This is a genomic window from Streptomyces hebeiensis, assembly GCF_052983195.1.
The window spans coordinates 3,916,851-3,933,904 of the sequence record NZ_CM129812.1; the positions used below are offsets into that span (position 1 = coordinate 3,916,851).

Consider the following 17,054-nt stretch of genomic DNA (forward strand, 5'->3'; position numbering starts at 1 on the left):
AAGAGGGTCCGGTCAACCTGTGGACAACCGGCCCGGGGACGCCCAGGCCATGCGGGAGGCAGGGGCGACGGGGTCCGGACCGTCTCCGTCCGGGCACTCACACGCGTGGTTCACTCATACGGGAGGATGGCGGCCATGACAGCAAGGGCCGGCACAGCGATCGAGTCCGACCGTGTCGTCGCGGTTGTCGGCACCGGGACGATGGGACAGGGGATAGCCCAGGTGGCGCTGGCCGCCGGCCATCCCGTTCGGCTTCACGACGCCGTGCCCGGTCGCGCGGAACAGGCCGCCACCGCCATCGCCGGCCGCCTCGGCCGTCTGGTCGAGAAGGGCCGGCTCGACGCGGCCGGCCGCGACGCCGCCCTGGCCCGGCTCCACCCGGCCGCCGGCCTCGCCGGGCTGGCCGATGCCGCGCTCGTCGTCGAGGCCGTGCTGGAGCGGCTGTCGGTCAAACAGGAACTGTTCGCCGCTCTGGAGGACATCGTCGCGGACGACTGCCTGCTCGCGACCAACACCTCCTCGCTCTCCGTCACCGCCGTGGCCGGACCGCTGCGCCGGCCGGGCCGTTGCGTCGGGCTGCACTTCTTCAACCCGGCGCCGCTGATGCCCCTCGTGGAGGTCGTCAGCGGGTTCGCGACCGACGAGGCGGCCGCCGCCCGTGCTTACGGAACGGCCAGGGCCTGGGGCAAGACGCCCGTGCGCTGCGCGGACACCCCCGGCTTCGTCGTCAACCGCGTCGCCCGCCCCTTCTACGCCGAGGCGCTGCGCCTGTACGAGGAACGGGCCGCGGACCCGGCCACGATCGACGCCGTCCTGCGGGAGAGCGGCGGCTTCCGGATGGGCCCTTTCGAGCTCACCGATCTGATCGGTCAGGACGTCAACGAGGCCGTCACCCGGTCCGTATGGGAATCCTTCTTCCAGGACGTCAGGTTCACGCCGTCGCTCGCCCAGCGCAGGCTGGTCGAGTCGGGACGCCTCGGCCGCAAGACGGGCCGGGGCTGGTACGCGTACGGCGACGGCGGCCCTGCCGTGCGCGGAAGCGGAAACGCGGGCGACGGCGGGGCCGGGCCCGGGAACGTGGACGGGCGACCGCACACGGCGGAGCCCTGTCCCGCGCCCGCGTCCGTCGGCGTCCACGGCGAACTCTTCGCGGCGGACACCCTGCCGGGCCTGATCGAGGAGGCAGGCGTCGAGGTCGTACGGGGGGACGGTGCCGTGCCGGGGCATCCCGGCTGGATCGAACTCCCCAGCGGGACGCGGCTGTTCCTGGCGGACGGTACGGCAGCCGACGAGGCCGACATGCCCGTCGTCCACTTCGACCTGGCACTGGACTACCGCACCGCCGGCCGGATCGCGCTCGCCCCCGCCGCCTCCGTCGACGACAAGGGCAGGGCGGAGGCCGTGGGCCTCTTCCAGGCGCTGGGCAAGGACGTGAGCGTGATCGCCGACGTGCCCGGCATGATCGTCGCCCGTACGGTCGCGATGCTGGCCGACTTCGCGCTCGACGCGGCAGCGCGCGGGGTCGCGACGGCCGAGGACATCGACACGGCGATGCGGCTCGGAGTCAACTATCCGCGGGGCCCGCTGGACTGGGCCGCGGAACTCGGCCACCGGTGGGTGCGGGACACGCTGTACCGCCTGCACGACGAGTACCCGACGGGCCGTTACGCCCCTTCCCAGGCGCTGTGCCGTCTGGCCGCCGCCCAGGAGGACGACGCGACATGACCACCGCCAAACGCGACACCTATACGCCCGAGACGCTGCTGGCCGTCGCGGTCCAGGTCTTCAACGAGCGGGGCTACGACGGCACGTCCATGGAGCACCTGTCCAAGGCGGCGGGCATCTCCAAGTCCTCGATATACCACCATGTCGTGGGCAAGGAGGAGCTGCTGCGGCGGGCCGTCAGCCGTGCCCTGGACGGCCTCTTCGGGATCCTCGAGGAGGAAGGGGCGACGCGCGGCCGGGCTGTCGCACGGGTCGAGTACGTGACCCGGCGTACGGTCGAGGTGCTGATGGCCGAGCTGCCCTATGTGACGCTGCTGCTGCGGGTCAGGGGCAATACGCGGACCGAGCGCTGGGCCCTGGAGCGGCGCCGGGAGTTCGACCACCGGGTCGCCGAGCTGATCAGGGCGGCGGCGGCAGACGGCGACCTGCGGGCCGACCTGGACACCAGACTGGCGACCAGGCTGCTCTTCGGGATGGTCAACTCCCTGGTGGAGTGGTATCGGCCGCAGGCGGCCGGCGGCCACGACCGGGCGCAGGTGGCGGACACGGTCGTACGGATGGCCTTCGACGGCCTGCGCGCGGGACCGGGCCTGTAGGCCGGGGGCCGGAAGGCCGTCACAGAGCGGGGCCGGCGTCCGCTCCCGGGTCGAGGTCGGTCTCCTCGAACACCAGGAGCGTCCGCGTCGACAGCACTTCGGGGATGGCCTGGATCCTGGTCAGGACCAGTTCCCGAAGGGTGCGGTTGTCGGGGGTGTGCACCAGGAGCAGTACGTCGAAGTCCCCGCTGACGAGCGCGATGTGGGCGGCGCCCGGCAGCTCCTGGAGCTGTTCGCGCACCGTGCGCCAGGAGTTCTGCACGATCTTGAGGGTGATGTAGGCGGAGGCGCCCTGCCCCGCGCGTTCGTGGTCGATCCTGGCGCCGAAGCCCCGGATCACGCCGTCGTCGATGAGCCGGTTGATCCGGGCGTAGGCGTTGGCCCGGGAGACGTGGACGCGTTCGGCCACGGACCGTATCGAGGCCCGGCCGTCCGTCCGGAGGATACGGAGGATGTCACGGTCGATGGCGTCCAGCTGACGCGGTGGCGGGACGGGCCCGGCGCCGCCGCCGGGCCCGTCCGGCTCGGCGCCGCCGTGACCACCACCGCCCGTCCGGGCGTCGACACGGTCCGTGGCCATTTGTTCAGCGCTCCTGTCCCCCCGCCTCACCGGCATGGACGGGCTGAGTCCATACCAGGCTGTGGAGAACCGTTTGTCCACAGGCTGAGGCCGCCTGTAGCCAAAATGCGTCGCCGACCGAACAATCGTTAGGGAAGGCGTGCCGTGTCCGGCACCCCGCTCGCCCGCTCCCACGAGGAGGTGCACGCGTGAAGAAGAGCAGTACGCCGGTCCAGGAACCGCCCGGCACCGACGCCCACCGGCCCACCCCGCCACCGGCCTGGCGTCCGCGTACCGACCCCGCGCCGCTGCTGCCCGATGCCGAGCCGTTCCGTGTCCTGGGCACGGACGCGGCGGCCGGGGCGGACCCCGCACTGCTGCTGCGGCTGTACGGGGAGCTGGTCCGCGGCCGGCGCTACAACACGCAGGCGACGGCCCTCACCCGGCAGGGCAGGCTCGCGGTCTATCCGTCCAGCACCGGCCAGGAAGCGTGTCAGATCGCCGCGGCGCTGGCCCTGAGCGAGCGGGACTGGCTCTTCCCCAGCTACCGGGACACGCTCGCGCTCGTGGCCCGCGGGCTCGATCCCGTACGGGCGCTGACGCTGCTGCGCGGAGACTGGCACTCCGGCTACGACCCGTACGAGTACCGGGTGGCCCCGCTGTCCACGCCGCTCGCCACTCAGCTGCCGCATGCCGTCGGCCTGGCACACGCCGCGCGCCTGAAGGGGGACGACGTCGTCGCGCTCGCCCTGGTGGGCGACGGGGGCACGAGCGAGGGGGACTTCCACGAGGCCCTGAACTTCGCCGCCGTCTGGCGGGCCCCGGTCGTCTTCCTGGTGCAGAACAACGGCTTCGCCATCTCCGTGCCGCTCGCCAAGCAGACCGCCGCGCCCTCCCTGGCCCACAAGGCCGTCGGGTACGGCATGCCGGGCCGGCTGGTGGACGGGAACGACGCGCTCGCCGTGCACACGGTGCTCGGCGAGGCCCTGGCCCGTGCCCGGCGCGGTGCGGGGCCGACGCTGGTGGAGGCCGTCACCTACCGGATCGACGCGCATACGAACGCCGACGACGCCTCGCGCTACCGGAGTGAGGCGGAGGTCGAGATGTGGCGGGCGCACGACCCCGTTCTGCTCCTCGAGCGCGAGCTGACCGGCCGGGGGCTGCTCGACCGGAGGGGCGTCGAGCGGGCCGCCGAGGCAGCGGAGGAGATGGCGGCGCGGCTGCGGGACAGGATGAACGCGGAGCCCGCGCTCGACCCCGCGGACCTCTTCGGTTACGTCTACGCCACACCGACCAGCCAGTTGTGCGAGCAGGCGGACCAGCTCCGTGCCGAACTGGCGGCGGAGGCGGAGGCCGAGTCGGAGGCCGAGGCCGGGCTCCCGGACGCCGCACAGCCGTCGGAAGGACCGGGGCAGACGAGCCCGTCGGGCGGTCCGGGTGTGCCGGGCGGGACAGGCGGCGCAGGGGCGGGTGAGCGGCCATGACCACGGTCGCGGCGAAGCCCGCCACCATGGCGGAGGCCCTCCGGCGCGCCCTGCGCGACGCCCTGCGCGAGGACCCGTCCGTGCACGTACTCGGCGAGGACATCGGCACGCTGGGCGGGGTCTTCCGGATCACCGACGGCCTGGCCGCCGAGTTCGGTGACGACCGCTGCACGGACACGCCGCTCGCCGAGGCCGGCATCCTGGGGGCGGCGGTCGGCATGGCGATGTACGGTCTGCGGCCGGTCGTGGAGATGCAGTTCGACGCCTTCGCCTACCCGTCGTTCGAGCAGCTGATCAGCCATGTGGCCCGGATGCGCAACCGCACGCGCGGCGCGATGCCGCTGCCGGTCACCGTCCGGGTGCCCTACGGCGGCGGTATCGGCGGGGTCGAGCACCACAGCGACTCCTCCGAGGCCTACTACATGGCGACGCCCGGCCTCCACGTCGTCACCCCGGGCACGGTCGGTGACGCGTACGGGCTGTTGAGGGCCGCGATCGCCTCCGACGACCCGGTGGTCTTCCTGGAGCCGAAGCGGCTCTACTGGTCGAAGGCCACGTGGTCGCCGGAGGCGCCGGAGCCGGTGGAGCCGATCGGCCGGGCTGTCGTACGCCGCCCGGGCACGAGCGCCACGCTGATCACGTACGGTCCTTCCGTGCCGGTCTGCCTGGAGGCGGCGGACGCGGCCCGTGCCGAGGGCTGGGATCTGGAGGTGGTCGACCTGCGCTCGCTGGTGCCGTTCGACGACGAGACGGTCACGGCGTCCGTGCGGCGCACGGGACGGGCGGTGGTCGTCCATGAGTCCACCGGCTTCGGCGGACCCGGCGGGGAGATCGCCGCCCGGGTCACCGAGCGGTGCTTCCACCACCTGGAAGCGCCGGTCCTGCGCGTGGCCGGATTCGACATTCCCTATCCGCCGCCCATGCTGGAGAGGCACCATCTTCCGGGAGTGGACCGGGTGCTGGACGCGGTAGCGCGGCTCCAGTGGGAGACGGAGAGCTGATGGCCCAGGTGCTGGAATTCAAACTGCCGGACCTCGGGGAGGGACTGACCGAGGCGGAGATCGTCCGCTGGCTGGTGGCCGTGGGGGACGTCGTCACCGTGGACCAGCCGGTGGTCGAGGTCGAGACGGCCAAGGCCATGGTGGAGGTCCCCTGCCCCTACGGGGGTGTCGTGACGGCCCGCTTCGGCGAGGAGGGCTCGGACCTGCCGGTCGGCGCGCCGCTGCTGACCGTGGCCGTCGGGGCATCGGATCCGGCCGAGGTCCCCTTGCCGGCCGTGGGGCCGCCGGGCCGGTCGGGCCCGTCGGACCAGTCCCCGCCAGGTCCATCAGGTGCGGCGGGCCCGTCAGGTTCGTCAAGGAGCGGACCCGGAGCGGGGGACCTCGGCCGGACGGCCGGCCCTGGGCCGGATCCGGCGGGGAGCGGCCCGTCGGCGGCGACGCGGACTCCCCCGCCCACCGGTCCCGGGTCGGCGCCCGGCAGGGGAGCGGCCGGGGGCGGAAGGTCGGGAAACGTGCTCGTCGGCTACGGCACGGGCGCGCCCACCGGACGCAGGCGCCGGGTCCGCAGGCCTGCGCCCGCCGCTTCCGGGGCGCGCGTCGAGCAGGCGAACGGGGCCGCTCAGGGGCCGGTCCCGGTCGTCTCGCCGCTGGTCCGCCGGCTGGCCCGGGAGCGCGGGGTCGATCTGCGAGCACTCACCGGCACGGGTCGGGACGGCCTGATCATGCGCTCCGACGTCGAGCGGGCCGCCCTGCGGACCGAAGTGGCGGACGCGCGGACGGCCGGATCCGGGTCTGCCGGGCCTGTGTCCGCCCAGTCCGTGTCCGCCGGTCCCACACCTGCCGAGTCCGTGCCGGTGGAGGCCGCCCGGGCCGAGTCCTTCCGTCCCGTCGCGGGTGCCGCCGCGCGCGCGGGCGTGGTACGGGTGCCGCTGCGCGGCGTGGCGGGGGCGGCCGCCGAGAAGTTCGCGCGCAGTCGCCGCGAGATCCCGGACGCGACCTGCTGGGTCGACGCGGACGCCACGGAGCTGATGGCGGTTCGCACGGCGATGAACGCGGCCGGGGGGCCGAAGATCTCGATCCTCGCGCTGCTGGCCCGGATCTGCACGGCGGCGCTGGCGCGCCACCCGGAGCTGAACGCCACGGTGGACCAGGCCGCGCGGGAGATCGTGCGGCTGCCCGAGGTGCACCTGGGCTTCGCCGCACAGACCGACCGGGGGCTCGTCGTGCCCGTCGTACGGGACGCGCATGACCGTTCCGTGGAGTCCCTGAGCGCCGAGATCGCCCGACTGACGGAGGCCGCGCGGGTCGGCAGGATGGCGCCGGGCGATCTGGCGGGCGGCACGTTCACGCTCAACAACTACGGGGTGTTCGGCGTCGACGGCTCCACCCCGATCATCAACCACCCCGAGGCGGCGATGCTCGGGGTCGGCCGGATCGTGCCGAAACCATGGGTCCATGACGGTGAGCTGGCCGTGCGTCAGGTCGTCCAGCTGTCGCTGACGTTCGACCACCGCGTCTGCGACGGCGGTACGGCGGGCGGTTTCCTGCGTCATGTGGCCGACTGTGTGGAACAGCCGGCGGTGCTGCTGCGGTCGCTGTGACACGCTCGCTTCGAGCCACGGTCGCATGGCGGCGCGCTCGCTGTGGCCCGCGAAGGGCATGGCAACCGGACGGGGCCCTGACGCGCGGGTGGGCAAGGGGCCGGGCTCGGCCGATCCGCGGGCGCGTCATCCTCGTCGTCGTACGGTGCGTGCCCCGGTGACCCTGTCGCCGCGGTCGGTCCTCTCCCGGACCGGCCGCTGACGCACGACCGTGTCCCGGCCGGGGCTCCCACGCTCCCGCTGTCACGGGCCGACCTCGTGTGCTTCGCACGGCTCCGCGCGGCGATACTTCTGGCATGACCGCGTATGACGCCATCGTGCTCGCCGGAGGGGCCGCGAAACGGCTCGGCGGGGTCGACAAGCCCGGAGTCCGGGTAGGGGGCCGGGCGTTGCTCGACCGAGTGCTCGCCGCCTGTGCCGGTGCCTCCCGTACGGTCGTCGTGGGCGGCCGGCGACCCACGGCACGGCCGGTTCGCTGGGCCCGCGAGCAGCCGCCCGGCGGCGGACCGCTGGCGGCGCTCGACGCGGGGGTGCGGTGCGTGGACGCCCCGGTCGTGCTCGTGCTCTCGGCCGACCTGCCCTTCCTGGCGACGCCGACCGTGGAACGGCTGGTCGCGGCGATCGGCTCGTCGGGCCGGGAAGGCGCGCTGCTGACCGACCCCGACGGCCGCGACCAGCCGCTCGTCGCCGCGTACCGCACCGAGCCGCTCCGGCGTGAACTCGCCCTTCTGGCCACGGAGTACGGGAGACTGGGCGGGCTTCCGCTGCGCCTGCTGCCCGCCGAACTGGACCTGGTCAGGATCGACGCGGATCCGCTCGCGTCCTTCGACTGCGACACCTGGCTGGACATCTCCGCAGCCCGCACACGCATCAGGGAGCATGGGATCGTGCTGGACGAATGGATCATCGCAGTCAAGGACGAACTCGGCATCGAGCTGGATGTCGACACCCGTGTCCTCCTCGATCTCGCCCGCGATGCCGCGCACGGTGTCGCCCGGCCCGCCGCACCGCTCACGACCTTCCTGGTCGGTTACGCGGCGGCCAAGGCCGGCGGCGACGGGCCCACGGCGGTCGCCGAGGCGGCGCGCAAGGCGTCCGAACTCGCCGTGCGCTGGGCGGAGGAGGCAGAGGGCACCGACGGGCCAGGGACCGGTTCCGATCCCGGGGCCGGTGCCGCGGCCAAGGAGGACGGCCGAGGATGACCGGCCAGGACGGCGAGGTCGACGGGGTCGAGGACGTACTGGCCCTGGTCGGCCGACGGCCGGCCGCGACGTACGGCCCGGGACGAGGCACCGGGCCGGACGACGGCACGGGCTCGGGGGCGAGCCGGCGGTACGGCGCGGACTCCGGCTCTCTCCCCGACACCGGGAACAGCACCGGGACCGGCACCGGAGCCGGCTTCGGTGCCGGCTCCGGCCATGAGGCGGGCACTGCCCCGGAGGGCGGGCCCGGTGCGGCGGCGGCCCACGGCGCAGGGAACACCGGAGCCTCCGGCACCGGCCGAGCGACGGCGGCGGGGCAGGGCACTCCCAGCGCCGGAGCCCCCAAGGCCGGAGCCCCCGGGGCCGGAACCGCCGGTAGTGGAGCCACCGCGACCGGCTGCGGCCGTCCGCGCCGTTCGTGGGACGCGGCCCGGACGCTTGCCGCCCGTGCCGTACGGTCCGACCCGGTCGCCCGCGCCCGCCGGGTGCCGCTCGACCAGGCGCTGGGCCACGCCCTCGCGGAGCCCCTGACCGCGCTCACCGATCTGCCGCCCTTCGACACCTCCGCCATGGACGGCTGGGCCGTCTCGGGCCCAGGCCCCTGGACGGTACAGCCCGTCCAGCCCGCCGCGCCGGTGGCGGAGGCGGACGAGCCGCGGGCTCGGCCGGGCTCGGCCGGGGCCGCGGTCCCCGACGACCGGGGAATTCTCGCCGGGCACGAGAGGAGCGACCCGCTGCCCGACGGCGCCGCGGTACGTATCGCCACCGGCGCGCGTCTCCCGCCCGAGGCCACCGCAGTGATCCGCGCCGAGCACGCGCGTACGGACCGGACCGGTCATCTCCACGCCGAGCGCGAGGTGACCCATGGCCAGGACATCAGGCCGCGCGGTCAGGAGTGCCGGTCGGGAGATCCGCTGCTGCCCGCCGGCTCCTTGGTGACCCCCGCGGTCCTGGGCCTCGCGGCGGCGGCCGGGTACGACGAGCTGCCGACCGTTCCGCGACCACGCGTCGAGGTGCTGGTCCTCGGCGATGAACTGCTCTCGCGGGGGCTGCCCCATGACGGGCTGATCCGGGACGCGCTGGGGCCGATGCTCGCGCCCTGGCTGCGTTCGCTGGGCGCCGAGGTCATCGCCACCCGCCGGATCGGCGACACGGCGGACGACCTGCGGCGCGCGGTCGCCCGGTCGGCGGCGGAGCTGGTGATCACCACGGGGGGTACGGCCGGTGGGCCCGTGGACCACGTCCACCCGGTGCTGTCCCAGCTGCGGGCGGAGCTGCTGGTCGACGGCGTCGCCGTACGGCCCGGTCACCCCATGCTGCTGGCCCGGCTGGACCGAGGGCGCCATCTTGTCGGGCTGCCCGGCAATCCCCTTGCAGCGGTCTCCGGACTGCTGACGCTCGCCGAGCCGCTTCTGCGGACGCTGTCGGGGCGGCCGGCCCGGGATCCGTACCGCGCACAGCTGCGGGATGCGGTCAAGGGCCATCCGCATGACACGCGCCTGGTGCCCGTCGTGCATCGCGACGAGGGGCTCGTGCCCCTGCGTTTCAGCGGCCCTGCCATGCTGCGGGGTATCGCGGTCGCCGATGGACTGGCGGTTGTGCGGCCCGGTGGGGCTCGGCGTGGTGAGGAGCTGGACGTGTTGGATCTGCCATGGATGGCTTCGGCCGAGGGCGGGTGTTTCACGTGAAACTGCCCGGACATGACGCGATGGCCCGGCAGGCCGAGGAACATCTGGTCGCGGCCCGGGTGAAGCTGCCGCGCCGTAAGGTCCAGCGGCCGTTGCTCCAGGTCAGCAGGCGGCTGCTGATGGCGTTGTTCGTGCTCGCCCTGACGGTGTTCATCGTCTATGTCGACCGGGAGGGCTACCACGACAACGCGGACGACTCGGTCGATTTCCTCGATGCCGTCTACTACGCCACCGTCACGCTCTCCACGACAGGCTACGGCGATGTCGTCCCGTACAGCGACAGCGCCCGGCTGGTGAATGTGCTGCTCGTGACACCGCTGCGGGTCTGCTTTCTGATCATCCTGGTCGGCACGACTCTGGAGGTGCTCGCCGAGCGCACCCGGGAGGAGTGGCGACAGAATCGCTGGAGGTCCAACTTGCGTGACCACACCGTCATCGTCGGCTTTGGCACCAAGGGGCGTTCGGCGCTGCAGACGCTCCGGGCCACGGGGCTCAAGAAGGACAGGATCGTCATTGTCGACCCCTCCGGCAAGGTGATCGACTCGGCCAACGCGGAGGGGTATGTGGGGGTGGTCGGTGATGCGACGCGCAGTGACGTGCTGTTGCGCGCGGAGCTTCAGCGCGCCCGCCAGATAGTCATCGCGACCCAGCGCGATGACACGGCGGTGCTGGTCGCGCTGACCGCGCGCCAGCTCAACCGCACCGCCAAGATCGTTGCCGCGGTGCGCGAGGAGGAGAACGCGCCGCTGTTGCGGCAGTCCGGCGCCGATGCCGTCATCACCAGCGCGAGCGCGGCCGGTCGGTTGCTCGGCCTCTCGGTCCTCAGCCCCAGTGCCGGGACGGTGATGGAGGACCTGATCCAGCAGGGCAGCGGCCTCGATCTGGTCGAGCGTCCGGTCATAAAGTCCGAGGTGGGCCTGAGCGTCCGGGAGACGGATGACCTGGTGGTGAGCGTGCTGCGAGGGCACCGGCTGCTCGGGTACGACGACCCCGCGGCGAGCCCGCTGCAGCTGACCGACCGCCTGATCACCATCGTCCGGGCCCAGAGCCCGGGGGTCCCGGAGCAGCAGAACTGAGACGGTGCGCGCCACCCTTGACGCGCCGTCGACCTGCCCGTGAGCCGTCCCTGAGCCGTCTGTGAACTCCCCATGAAGCCCCTTATGGAGCCCCCCGTGAGTTGTTCTTGGTCCGTCCGTGGTCGGCCCGCCAACGTCGGTCGGCACCGGCCGGGTTGAGGAGTAGCCTCGCGGCCATGTATGCGATCACGATTCCGGAACCCGGCGGCCCCGACGCACTCGTCTGGGCCGAGGTCCCCGATCCCGTGCCCGGTGAGGGGGAGGTGCTCGTCGAGGTCGTCGCGAGCGCCGTCAACCGTGCCGATGTCCTCCAGCGGCAGGGCTTCTACGATCCGCCGCCCGGTTCGTCCCCGTACCCGGGCCTGGAGTGCGCCGGCCGCGTCAGCGCGCTGGGGCCCGGCGTCTCGGGCTGGTCCGTGGGCGACGAGGTGTGCGCGCTGCTGGCCGGCGGCGGATACGCGGAGAAGGTCGCCGTGCCCGCGGGGCAACTGCTGCCCGCGCCCACGGGGGTGGACCTGGCCACGGCCGCGGGGCTGCCCGAGGTCACCGCGACGGTCTGGTCGAACGTCTTCATGGTGTCCCACCTGCGGCCGGGCGAGACGCTGCTGGTGCACGGCGGGGCCAGCGGGATCGGCACGATGGCGATCCAACTCGCCAAGGCCGTGGGCGCGCGGGTCGCGGTCACGGCGGGCGGTGCGGACCGGCTGGCGCGCTGTGCCGAACTGGGCGCGGACATCCTGATCGACTACCACGAACAGGACTTCGTCGAGGAGATCCGGAAGGCCACGGACGGCGCGGGCGCCGATGTCATCCTGGACGTCGTCGGGGCGAAGTACTTGGACCGGAACGTCCGGTCCTTGGCCGTCAACGGCCGGATCGCCGTGATCGGACTCCAGGGCGGGGTGAAGGGCGAGCTGAACCTGGGTGCCCTGCTGAACAAGCGCGGGGCGGTCACGGCCACCTCGCTGCGGGCCCGCCCGCTGGCCGAGAAGGCCGCGATCGTCGCGGCCGTACGGGAGCACGTGTGGCCGCTCATCGAAGGCGGTGACATCCGCCCGATCGTGGACCGCTCACTGCCGATGGAGCAGGCTGCCGAGGCGCATCGCGCGCTGGAGGCCGGCGGCCACGTCGGCAAGCTGCTGCTGCTCACCCCCGCGGCGGTCTGACGGCCGGACCGACGGGCCGGCCGTCAGCGAGGCCGGAGGAGGCCGATCACCGGCCGACGACGGAGCGAGCGGGCGGGCCTCCGCGCGAGCGGAATGGTCGGCTCCCGCCCGGCCCGTACGCCCGGGCGCACCCGGTGCGGGCAGGGGCCGCCGACGGGCCGCGGGCCATGCCCGGGCCTCGCGCGCCATGCCCGGGCCGCGCCCGTCGCGCCGGGCCCGTCCCGCGCCGTACCCGTACGTACAGGTGAGCGCCGCTTCCAGCGGTACGGCAGCCGGACGGACCCGCTCTCCACGACGAGACCCGCTTCCCGCGGGCGAGGTGGTCGTACAGCGGTACGGGCCCGCCCTCGGGCAATTACAGGTAAGGGCCCGACCGGATCGCGCCGTGGCCCTGGTCGCCGACCTCTTCCTCTGGCAGCGAGCCGGGCGGCAGCGCGCGGCGCATCTGCTCCAGCTGGGCCCGCGCCGCCATCTGCTGGGCGAAGAGCGCCGTCTGGATGCCGTGGAACAGACCCTCCAGCCAGCCCACCAGCTGAGCCTGGGCGATCCGCAGCTCCGCCTCCGAAGGGATCGCCTCGTCGGTGAAGGGCAGGGAGAGCCGCTCCAGCTCCTCGACCAGTTCGGGTGCGAGCCCGTCCTCCAGCTCCTTCACGGAGCCGGCGTGGATCTCCTTGAGCCGCACCCGGCTCGCCTCGTCCAGAGGAGCCGCCCGTACCTCCTCCAGCAGCTGCTTGATCATGCTGCCGATACGCATGACCTTGGCGGGCTGTTCGACCATCTCCGTCACCGGGACCTCGCGCGCCTCGTCGTCGGCTCCCCCGCCGCCGAGCGCCATCCCGTCCTGCCCCACCACGAGGACATGGGGGCTCTCCTGCGACCGTTCGTTCCTCGGCATCTCCATGCGCTCCATTGTCGCGCACCCGTCGCCCACACGTGGCGTGCCCCCGTACGAAGGTGATCCACCTTGTACGGGGGCACGGACACGCGGCCAGAAGGCGCCGTCTACGTCACGGCGCGGCGACCCATCGAGCCGTTCGAGCGGGTGACCAAGGCAGCCAGGACAGTGGCGACCAGAGGTACGACGATCAGCAGACCGCCCAGCGTCTCCCAGGGGATCACGATCGGCGTGTACGGCGACGAGGGGGTGCCCAGTGCCTCGTCCAGCGACTCCTGGAACATTTCCATGGCGCTCCGGCGCTCGGTCAGCCGGAGGGCGACCGCCGGGAGCACGCCGGCCAGCGAGCCCAGCACCACCCCCATCGTGGCCACCACCCCGCACTGGAAACCGCTGAGCGTCCTGCGCACCCGGGACGGGGCGCCGACGGCCTCCAGCGTCTTCAGGTCGGCCTCGGCGTCGGCCTGGGCGAGCCCGGTCGCGATGGCCGCGGCACCGAGGGTGATCAGTCCGGCGAAGACGGTCAGCACCAGCAGGGTGGTGTTGCTGTCGCCGACGTAGCCCTGCTCCACCCGCAGGCTGACGCTCGACCCGAGCTTGTCGAGGTCGCTGTTCAGCTTCTGCTGCTGCTCACTGCTCGGCAGGGTGCTCGTCGAGTAGTACGCGCCGACCGGAGCGGTCTTGAGGCCCGCCGCCTTGGCCGTGGCCGGAGTCATGAGGACCTCGGCACCGTACGACCGGGGGTCACCCTTGACCTGGTGCGCCGCGATCGACTTGACCTCGCCCGGCGCTTCCTTGCCGTCCGAGATCGCCTTCTGCGCCGCGTCGGAGTCCATGATCAGACGGATCCCGACCTTGCCGTCCTTCTGGAGGTTGAACTTGTTGAACGACACGGCCCGGCCGTCCGCCAGCGCCGTCTTGGCCGCCGGATCCTTGATGCCGAGTACGTCGAGCACCTCGGGACCGCCGATCAGGATGCCCGCCTCGATGCCGCTGTAGTCGTTGTTCTCCTCGCAGCGGGGATCCTTCATGAGTTTGCGCCGCTCCGCCGCGCTGAACTCCAGTTCCGCATCCTGGACATCGGGGGCCCACAGCGGGCACACATTGGCCTTGGGGACGGCGATCTCGACGCTCCCGCAGCCGTCCTCGCCGCCGTAGTACATCCGACAGCCGGCCTTGCCCACCAGGACACGGTCGACATCGGCCCGGACATCGATGGACAGATTCTTCTGGATCGCGTCGCGTACCGCCGGCACGTCCCGGCTGTCGCCGTCGTCGACGACGGCGGACACCGCGCCGTACGGGAGGGACGACTCGTACTTGGCCCGCTGTTCCGCGTCGTCGCTCGCGGCGTACGTGGCGACGGCCACCGACCCGGCGACCGCGGCCAGCACCGCGGCCACGGCGGGCGCCGTGCGCCCCCGGTTCCGTACGGCGTCCCGCAGGGCCAGCCGGGGCGAGAGCGGCATCCAGCGCCCGGCCCGGCCGAAGAAGCCCACCAGCGCCGGCGTCATCGCGACGACACCCAGCTCGGCCAGCGCGCTGCCGGCCGCGACGAGCGTCACCTGCGAGGACAGTGTCGTCCCGTACAGAGCGATCGCCGCACCCAGTGCGGTGGCGATCAGCCCGAGCACCGGGAGCACCCTGCTGCTCTTGCGGACGCCCCGGCGGCCGGTCAGCGAGGCCAGCACGGTCTGCCGGGAGGCGGTAATGGCCGGGACGATCGCGGCGAGCAGGCCGGTCACCACGGCGATGAGCGCGATGCCGAGCAGTTCCAGCGGCCGGATGTCGAGGCCTTCGAAGCGCTGCCCCAGGTACTCCTCCATCAGCGGGCGCACGGCCACGGTGAGACCGAAGGCCAGGACCGTGCCGACCACGGCGGAGGCCACTCCGATCACCAGGCCGCCCGCGAGGACCACGGCACGGATGTGCGACCGGTCGCCGCCGTTGGCGCCCACGAGACCGAGCTGGCGGCGCGAGCGCCGGGCACCGACGGCGAACGCGGGGCCTGCCAGCAGGCAGATCTCCAGCATGGCGAGTCCGACCACGGTGGCCAGGATCACCATCTCTTCGTCCTCGATCCCCCCGCCCGAGTCGTACGGGGACTCACCCGCCTCCTGGTACAGGGGGACATCGGAAAGGGCCGGCGGGTTCAGCGCCACGGCCCGGGACGTCACGACGAGGCCGTGCTTGTTGGTCTCCTTGACCATGTTCCACGTGAAACCACCGGAGATCTTCACCAGGTGGGTGGTGCTGGATTCCACGCCGGGCAGTTCGTCCGCCTTCAGCGCCTTGTCGAGCGGCGCGAGGAAGGTCCCGGGGAGCGCGTTGACCTGATCGGTGTTGAGGTTGCTGGGCAGTTCATAGGCCCCCACGATCCGGTACGAGGTGTCGAGGCCCCGCGCGGTGACCGAGTCGCCCACGCTCAGCTTGCCGGCCTCCAGGAAGTGAGTCGTCGCCGCTATCTCGCCGCTCCGCTGGGGGAAGCGGCCCTCGGTGAGCCGCATGATGCCCTCGGCCATCGGGTCCGACGCCTTCAGCTCACGGATCTCGGTCGGGAGCAGACCGTACGAGGTACGGAGCTTGCCCGTCCCGGTCGAGTCCTCCAGCGTGGTGGCCCCGGCCGGGACACCCTTCTCGAGGTCGGCGGGGCCCTCCGGATACGGCTTGTTCTCGAAGTCTCCGACCGGGCGGTAGCCGTTGCCGTCCGGGCCCTGGTAGAGCGGGGCGCCGCCCAGCTCGGGGTCGGAGATCCGGGCGTCCGACCGGCCCATGTCCCGGGTCAGGGTCTCCGCGACGGAGAGCTCCGAACTGCGGTACGTCAGATCGGCGGCGCCCACCCCGAGGATGGGGAGGGTGAGCATGGCCAGGACGAGGAAGCTGCGTCCCTTGAAGCGCCAGGCGTCACGGCGGGCTATGCGCACCGCGGCGCGCCAGGAGTGGAACCAGGTCTTCACAGGTCGGCCGCCTGCCCGGTGAGCAGCGAGTCCGCGGAGGAACGGAGGGTCTGGTCGACCACGGAACCGTCCCGCAGGAAGACCACCCGGTCCGCCCAGGCCGCGAAGCGCGGCTCGTGGGTGACCAGGACGCCGGCGGCGCCCGCGTCGCAGCGGGACCGCAGCAGGGCGAGGACGGCCTCACCGGTCTCGGAGTCCAGCGCACCGGTCGGCTCGTCCGCCAGGACCAGCCGGCGGTCGCCGACGAGCGCGCGGGCGAGTGCCACCCGCTGCTGCTGGCCACCCGACATCTCGTCCGGGAACCGGTCGGCGAGCTGGGTGAGCCCGATCTCCTCGAGTGCGGCCAGCGCCTCGGCACGCGCCTTGCGCGCGGATATGCCGTCGAGTTCTCGGGGGAGGGCGATGTTCTCGGCCGCGGTGAGAGCCGGGATGAGGTTGTAGTCCTGGAAGACGTAGCCGATGCTGCGGCGGCGCAGGGCCGCGAGGCTCTTGCGGTCGGTGGTGGTGATGTCGGTGCCCTCGACGATCACGCTGCCGGAGGTCGGCTTGTCGAGGCCGCCCGCGATGGTGAGCAGCGTGGACTTGCCGGATCCGGACGGTCCCATGATGGCGACGAGTTCGCCGGGGAAGAGGTCCAGGTTGATGCCGCGCAGGGCCTGTACCTCGGTGGCGCCACTGCCGTGGACGCGCGTCAGCTCCACCAGCCGGAGGACGGGGTCGGCCGAGCGCGCCGAGTTCGGCGACGGCGCCGCGGTGAGCGGCGACGGGCGCTGCGAAGCGTGCGGCGCGTCGGCATCGGGCCGAGGTCCGTGCTGCGGGCCGTTGTGCGGGTGTCGAGGCATGGGTGTGTTCTCCCCTTGGCGTACGCGGGGGTGCGTACGAAGCGGTTGGGTGTGCGGTAGAAGCGTGGGAGCGGCGGGACGGGCGGGCCCGGCCCGTCCCGCCGGGGGGGCCATCGGCGGTCACCGGAGCGGACCGCGCGGCGGACACCGGGGCGGGGGTGGGGCCGATGGCGGGTGGGCCGGCTCGGAGGGCGCGGCGCCATCGGCCGGCGAACCGGGCCGGCCGGTTGCCGCTGGGGCCGGTTACCGCCCGGGCCGGCCG

Annotated in this window: 13 protein-coding genes; 9 read left to right on the forward strand and 4 right to left on the reverse strand. The window is 73.1% G+C overall.

Translation table 11 applies throughout. The annotated features are described in order from the left end of the window. Positions 1 to 135: 135 nt before the first annotated feature. Both ACU6P3_RS17075 and ACU6P3_RS17080 read left to right on the forward strand, forming a co-directional pair. Positions 136 to 1,725, forward strand: coding sequence for a 3-hydroxyacyl-CoA dehydrogenase (locus ACU6P3_RS17075; RefSeq protein ID WP_447193073.1), 1,590 nt, complete (start codon positions 136 to 138; stop codon positions 1,723 to 1,725). Beyond that, positions 1,722 to 2,321, forward strand: a complete 600-nt coding sequence (locus tag ACU6P3_RS17080; RefSeq protein ID WP_352085950.1) for a TetR/AcrR family transcriptional regulator — start codon at positions 1,722 to 1,724, stop codon at positions 2,319 to 2,321. The genes ACU6P3_RS17075 and ACU6P3_RS17080 overlap by 4 nt, the downstream gene beginning before the upstream one ends. 19 nt (positions 2,322 to 2,340) lie before the next feature. Here ACU6P3_RS17080 and ACU6P3_RS17085 read toward each other — a convergent pair whose 3' ends face one another. Then, positions 2,341 to 2,901: an Lrp/AsnC family transcriptional regulator gene (locus tag ACU6P3_RS17085; protein WP_447193074.1), complete on the reverse strand. Its 561-nt coding sequence runs from the start codon at positions 2,899 to 2,901 to the stop codon at positions 2,341 to 2,343. A gap of 188 nt (positions 2,902 to 3,089) precedes the next feature. Here ACU6P3_RS17085 and pdhA point away from each other — a divergent pair, with 188 nt between their 5' ends. From pdhA to ACU6P3_RS17120, 7 genes are all read left to right on the forward strand, one after another. Next, positions 3,090 to 4,364 carry a pyruvate dehydrogenase (acetyl-transferring) E1 component subunit alpha gene (gene pdhA, locus ACU6P3_RS17090; protein WP_447193075.1) on the forward strand — a complete coding sequence of 425 codons (1,275 nt, stop codon included), beginning with the start codon at positions 3,090 to 3,092 and terminating at the stop codon, positions 4,362 to 4,364. Next, complete coding sequence (locus ACU6P3_RS17095; RefSeq protein WP_030744213.1) at positions 4,361 to 5,365, forward strand: alpha-ketoacid dehydrogenase subunit beta; 1,005 nt, start codon at positions 4,361 to 4,363, stop codon at positions 5,363 to 5,365. The genes pdhA and ACU6P3_RS17095 overlap by 4 nt, the downstream gene beginning before the upstream one ends. After that, positions 5,365 to 6,966: a dihydrolipoamide acetyltransferase family protein gene (locus tag ACU6P3_RS17100; protein ID WP_447193076.1), complete on the forward strand. Its 1,602-nt coding sequence runs from the start codon at positions 5,365 to 5,367 to the stop codon at positions 6,964 to 6,966. Before ACU6P3_RS17095 ends, ACU6P3_RS17100 begins: the two co-directional genes overlap by 1 nt. A gap of 296 nt (positions 6,967 to 7,262) precedes the next feature. Further along, positions 7,263 to 8,168 (forward strand): NTP transferase domain-containing protein, encoded by a 906-nt coding sequence (locus ACU6P3_RS17105; protein WP_447193077.1) that lies wholly within the window; start codon positions 7,263 to 7,265, stop codon positions 8,166 to 8,168. Further along, the gene (locus tag ACU6P3_RS17110) at positions 8,165 to 9,856 is read left to right on the forward strand and encodes a molybdopterin molybdotransferase MoeA (RefSeq protein WP_447193078.1); all 1,692 of its coding nucleotides are present in this window, start codon (positions 8,165 to 8,167) and stop codon (positions 9,854 to 9,856) included. Before ACU6P3_RS17105 ends, ACU6P3_RS17110 begins: the two co-directional genes overlap by 4 nt. Then, a complete protein-coding gene (locus ACU6P3_RS17115) occupies positions 9,820 to 10,932 on the forward strand; it encodes a potassium channel family protein (protein WP_447193079.1) in 1,113 nt (370 codons plus the stop codon). Before ACU6P3_RS17110 ends, ACU6P3_RS17115 begins: the two co-directional genes overlap by 37 nt. Before the next feature lie 176 nt (positions 10,933 to 11,108). After that, a complete protein-coding gene (locus ACU6P3_RS17120; RefSeq protein ID WP_447193080.1) occupies positions 11,109 to 12,098 on the forward strand; it encodes an NAD(P)H-quinone oxidoreductase in 990 nt (329 codons plus the stop codon). Positions 12,099 to 12,453: 355 nt separating this feature from the next. Here the strand turns inward: ACU6P3_RS17120 and ACU6P3_RS17125 are convergent, their stop codons facing one another. From ACU6P3_RS17125 to ACU6P3_RS17135, 3 genes are all read right to left on the reverse strand, one after another. Next, a complete protein-coding gene (locus ACU6P3_RS17125) occupies positions 12,454 to 12,999 on the reverse strand; it encodes a bacterial proteasome activator family protein (RefSeq protein WP_344269219.1) in 546 nt (181 codons plus the stop codon). Positions 13,000 to 13,100: 101 nt separating this feature from the next. Then, positions 13,101 to 15,950, reverse strand: a complete 2,850-nt coding sequence (locus tag ACU6P3_RS17130) for an FtsX-like permease family protein (RefSeq protein WP_447193081.1) — start codon at positions 15,948 to 15,950, stop codon at positions 13,101 to 13,103. Continuing rightward, positions 15,947 to 16,792 (reverse strand): ABC transporter ATP-binding protein, encoded by an 846-nt coding sequence (locus ACU6P3_RS17135; RefSeq protein ID WP_447193082.1) that lies wholly within the window; start codon positions 16,790 to 16,792, stop codon positions 15,947 to 15,949. Before ACU6P3_RS17135 ends, ACU6P3_RS17130 begins: the two co-directional genes overlap by 4 nt. Positions 16,793 to 17,054 lie beyond the last annotated feature (262 nt).

Excerpts from the sequence above, each read along its gene's own strand:
- ACU6P3_RS17110 (WP_447193078.1), top strand. The coding sequence starts at position 8,165 with ATGACCGGCCAGGACGGCGAGGTCGACGGGGTCGAGGACGTACTGGCC.
- ACU6P3_RS17080 (WP_352085950.1), top strand. The coding sequence starts at position 1,722 with ATGACCACCGCCAAACGCGACACCTATACGCCCGAGACGCTGCTGGCC.
- ACU6P3_RS17115 (WP_447193079.1), top strand. The coding sequence starts at position 9,820 with ATGGATGGCTTCGGCCGAGGGCGGGTGTTTCACGTGAAACTGCCCGGA.
- ACU6P3_RS17135 (WP_447193082.1), bottom strand. The coding sequence starts at position 16,792 with ATGCCTCGACACCCGCACAACGGCCCGCAGCACGGACCTCGGCCCGAT.
- ACU6P3_RS17105 (WP_447193077.1), top strand. The coding sequence starts at position 7,263 with ATGACCGCGTATGACGCCATCGTGCTCGCCGGAGGGGCCGCGAAACGG.
- ACU6P3_RS17125 (WP_344269219.1), bottom strand. The coding sequence starts at position 12,999 with ATGGAGATGCCGAGGAACGAACGGTCGCAGGAGAGCCCCCATGTCCTC.
- ACU6P3_RS17075 (WP_447193073.1), top strand. The coding sequence starts at position 136 with ATGACAGCAAGGGCCGGCACAGCGATCGAGTCCGACCGTGTCGTCGCG.
- ACU6P3_RS17095 (WP_030744213.1), top strand. The coding sequence starts at position 4,361 with ATGACCACGGTCGCGGCGAAGCCCGCCACCATGGCGGAGGCCCTCCGG.
- ACU6P3_RS17120 (WP_447193080.1), top strand. The coding sequence starts at position 11,109 with ATGTATGCGATCACGATTCCGGAACCCGGCGGCCCCGACGCACTCGTC.
- ACU6P3_RS17085 (WP_447193074.1), bottom strand. The coding sequence starts at position 2,901 with ATGGCCACGGACCGTGTCGACGCCCGGACGGGCGGTGGTGGTCACGGC.
- ACU6P3_RS17100 (WP_447193076.1), top strand. The coding sequence starts at position 5,365 with ATGGCCCAGGTGCTGGAATTCAAACTGCCGGACCTCGGGGAGGGACTG.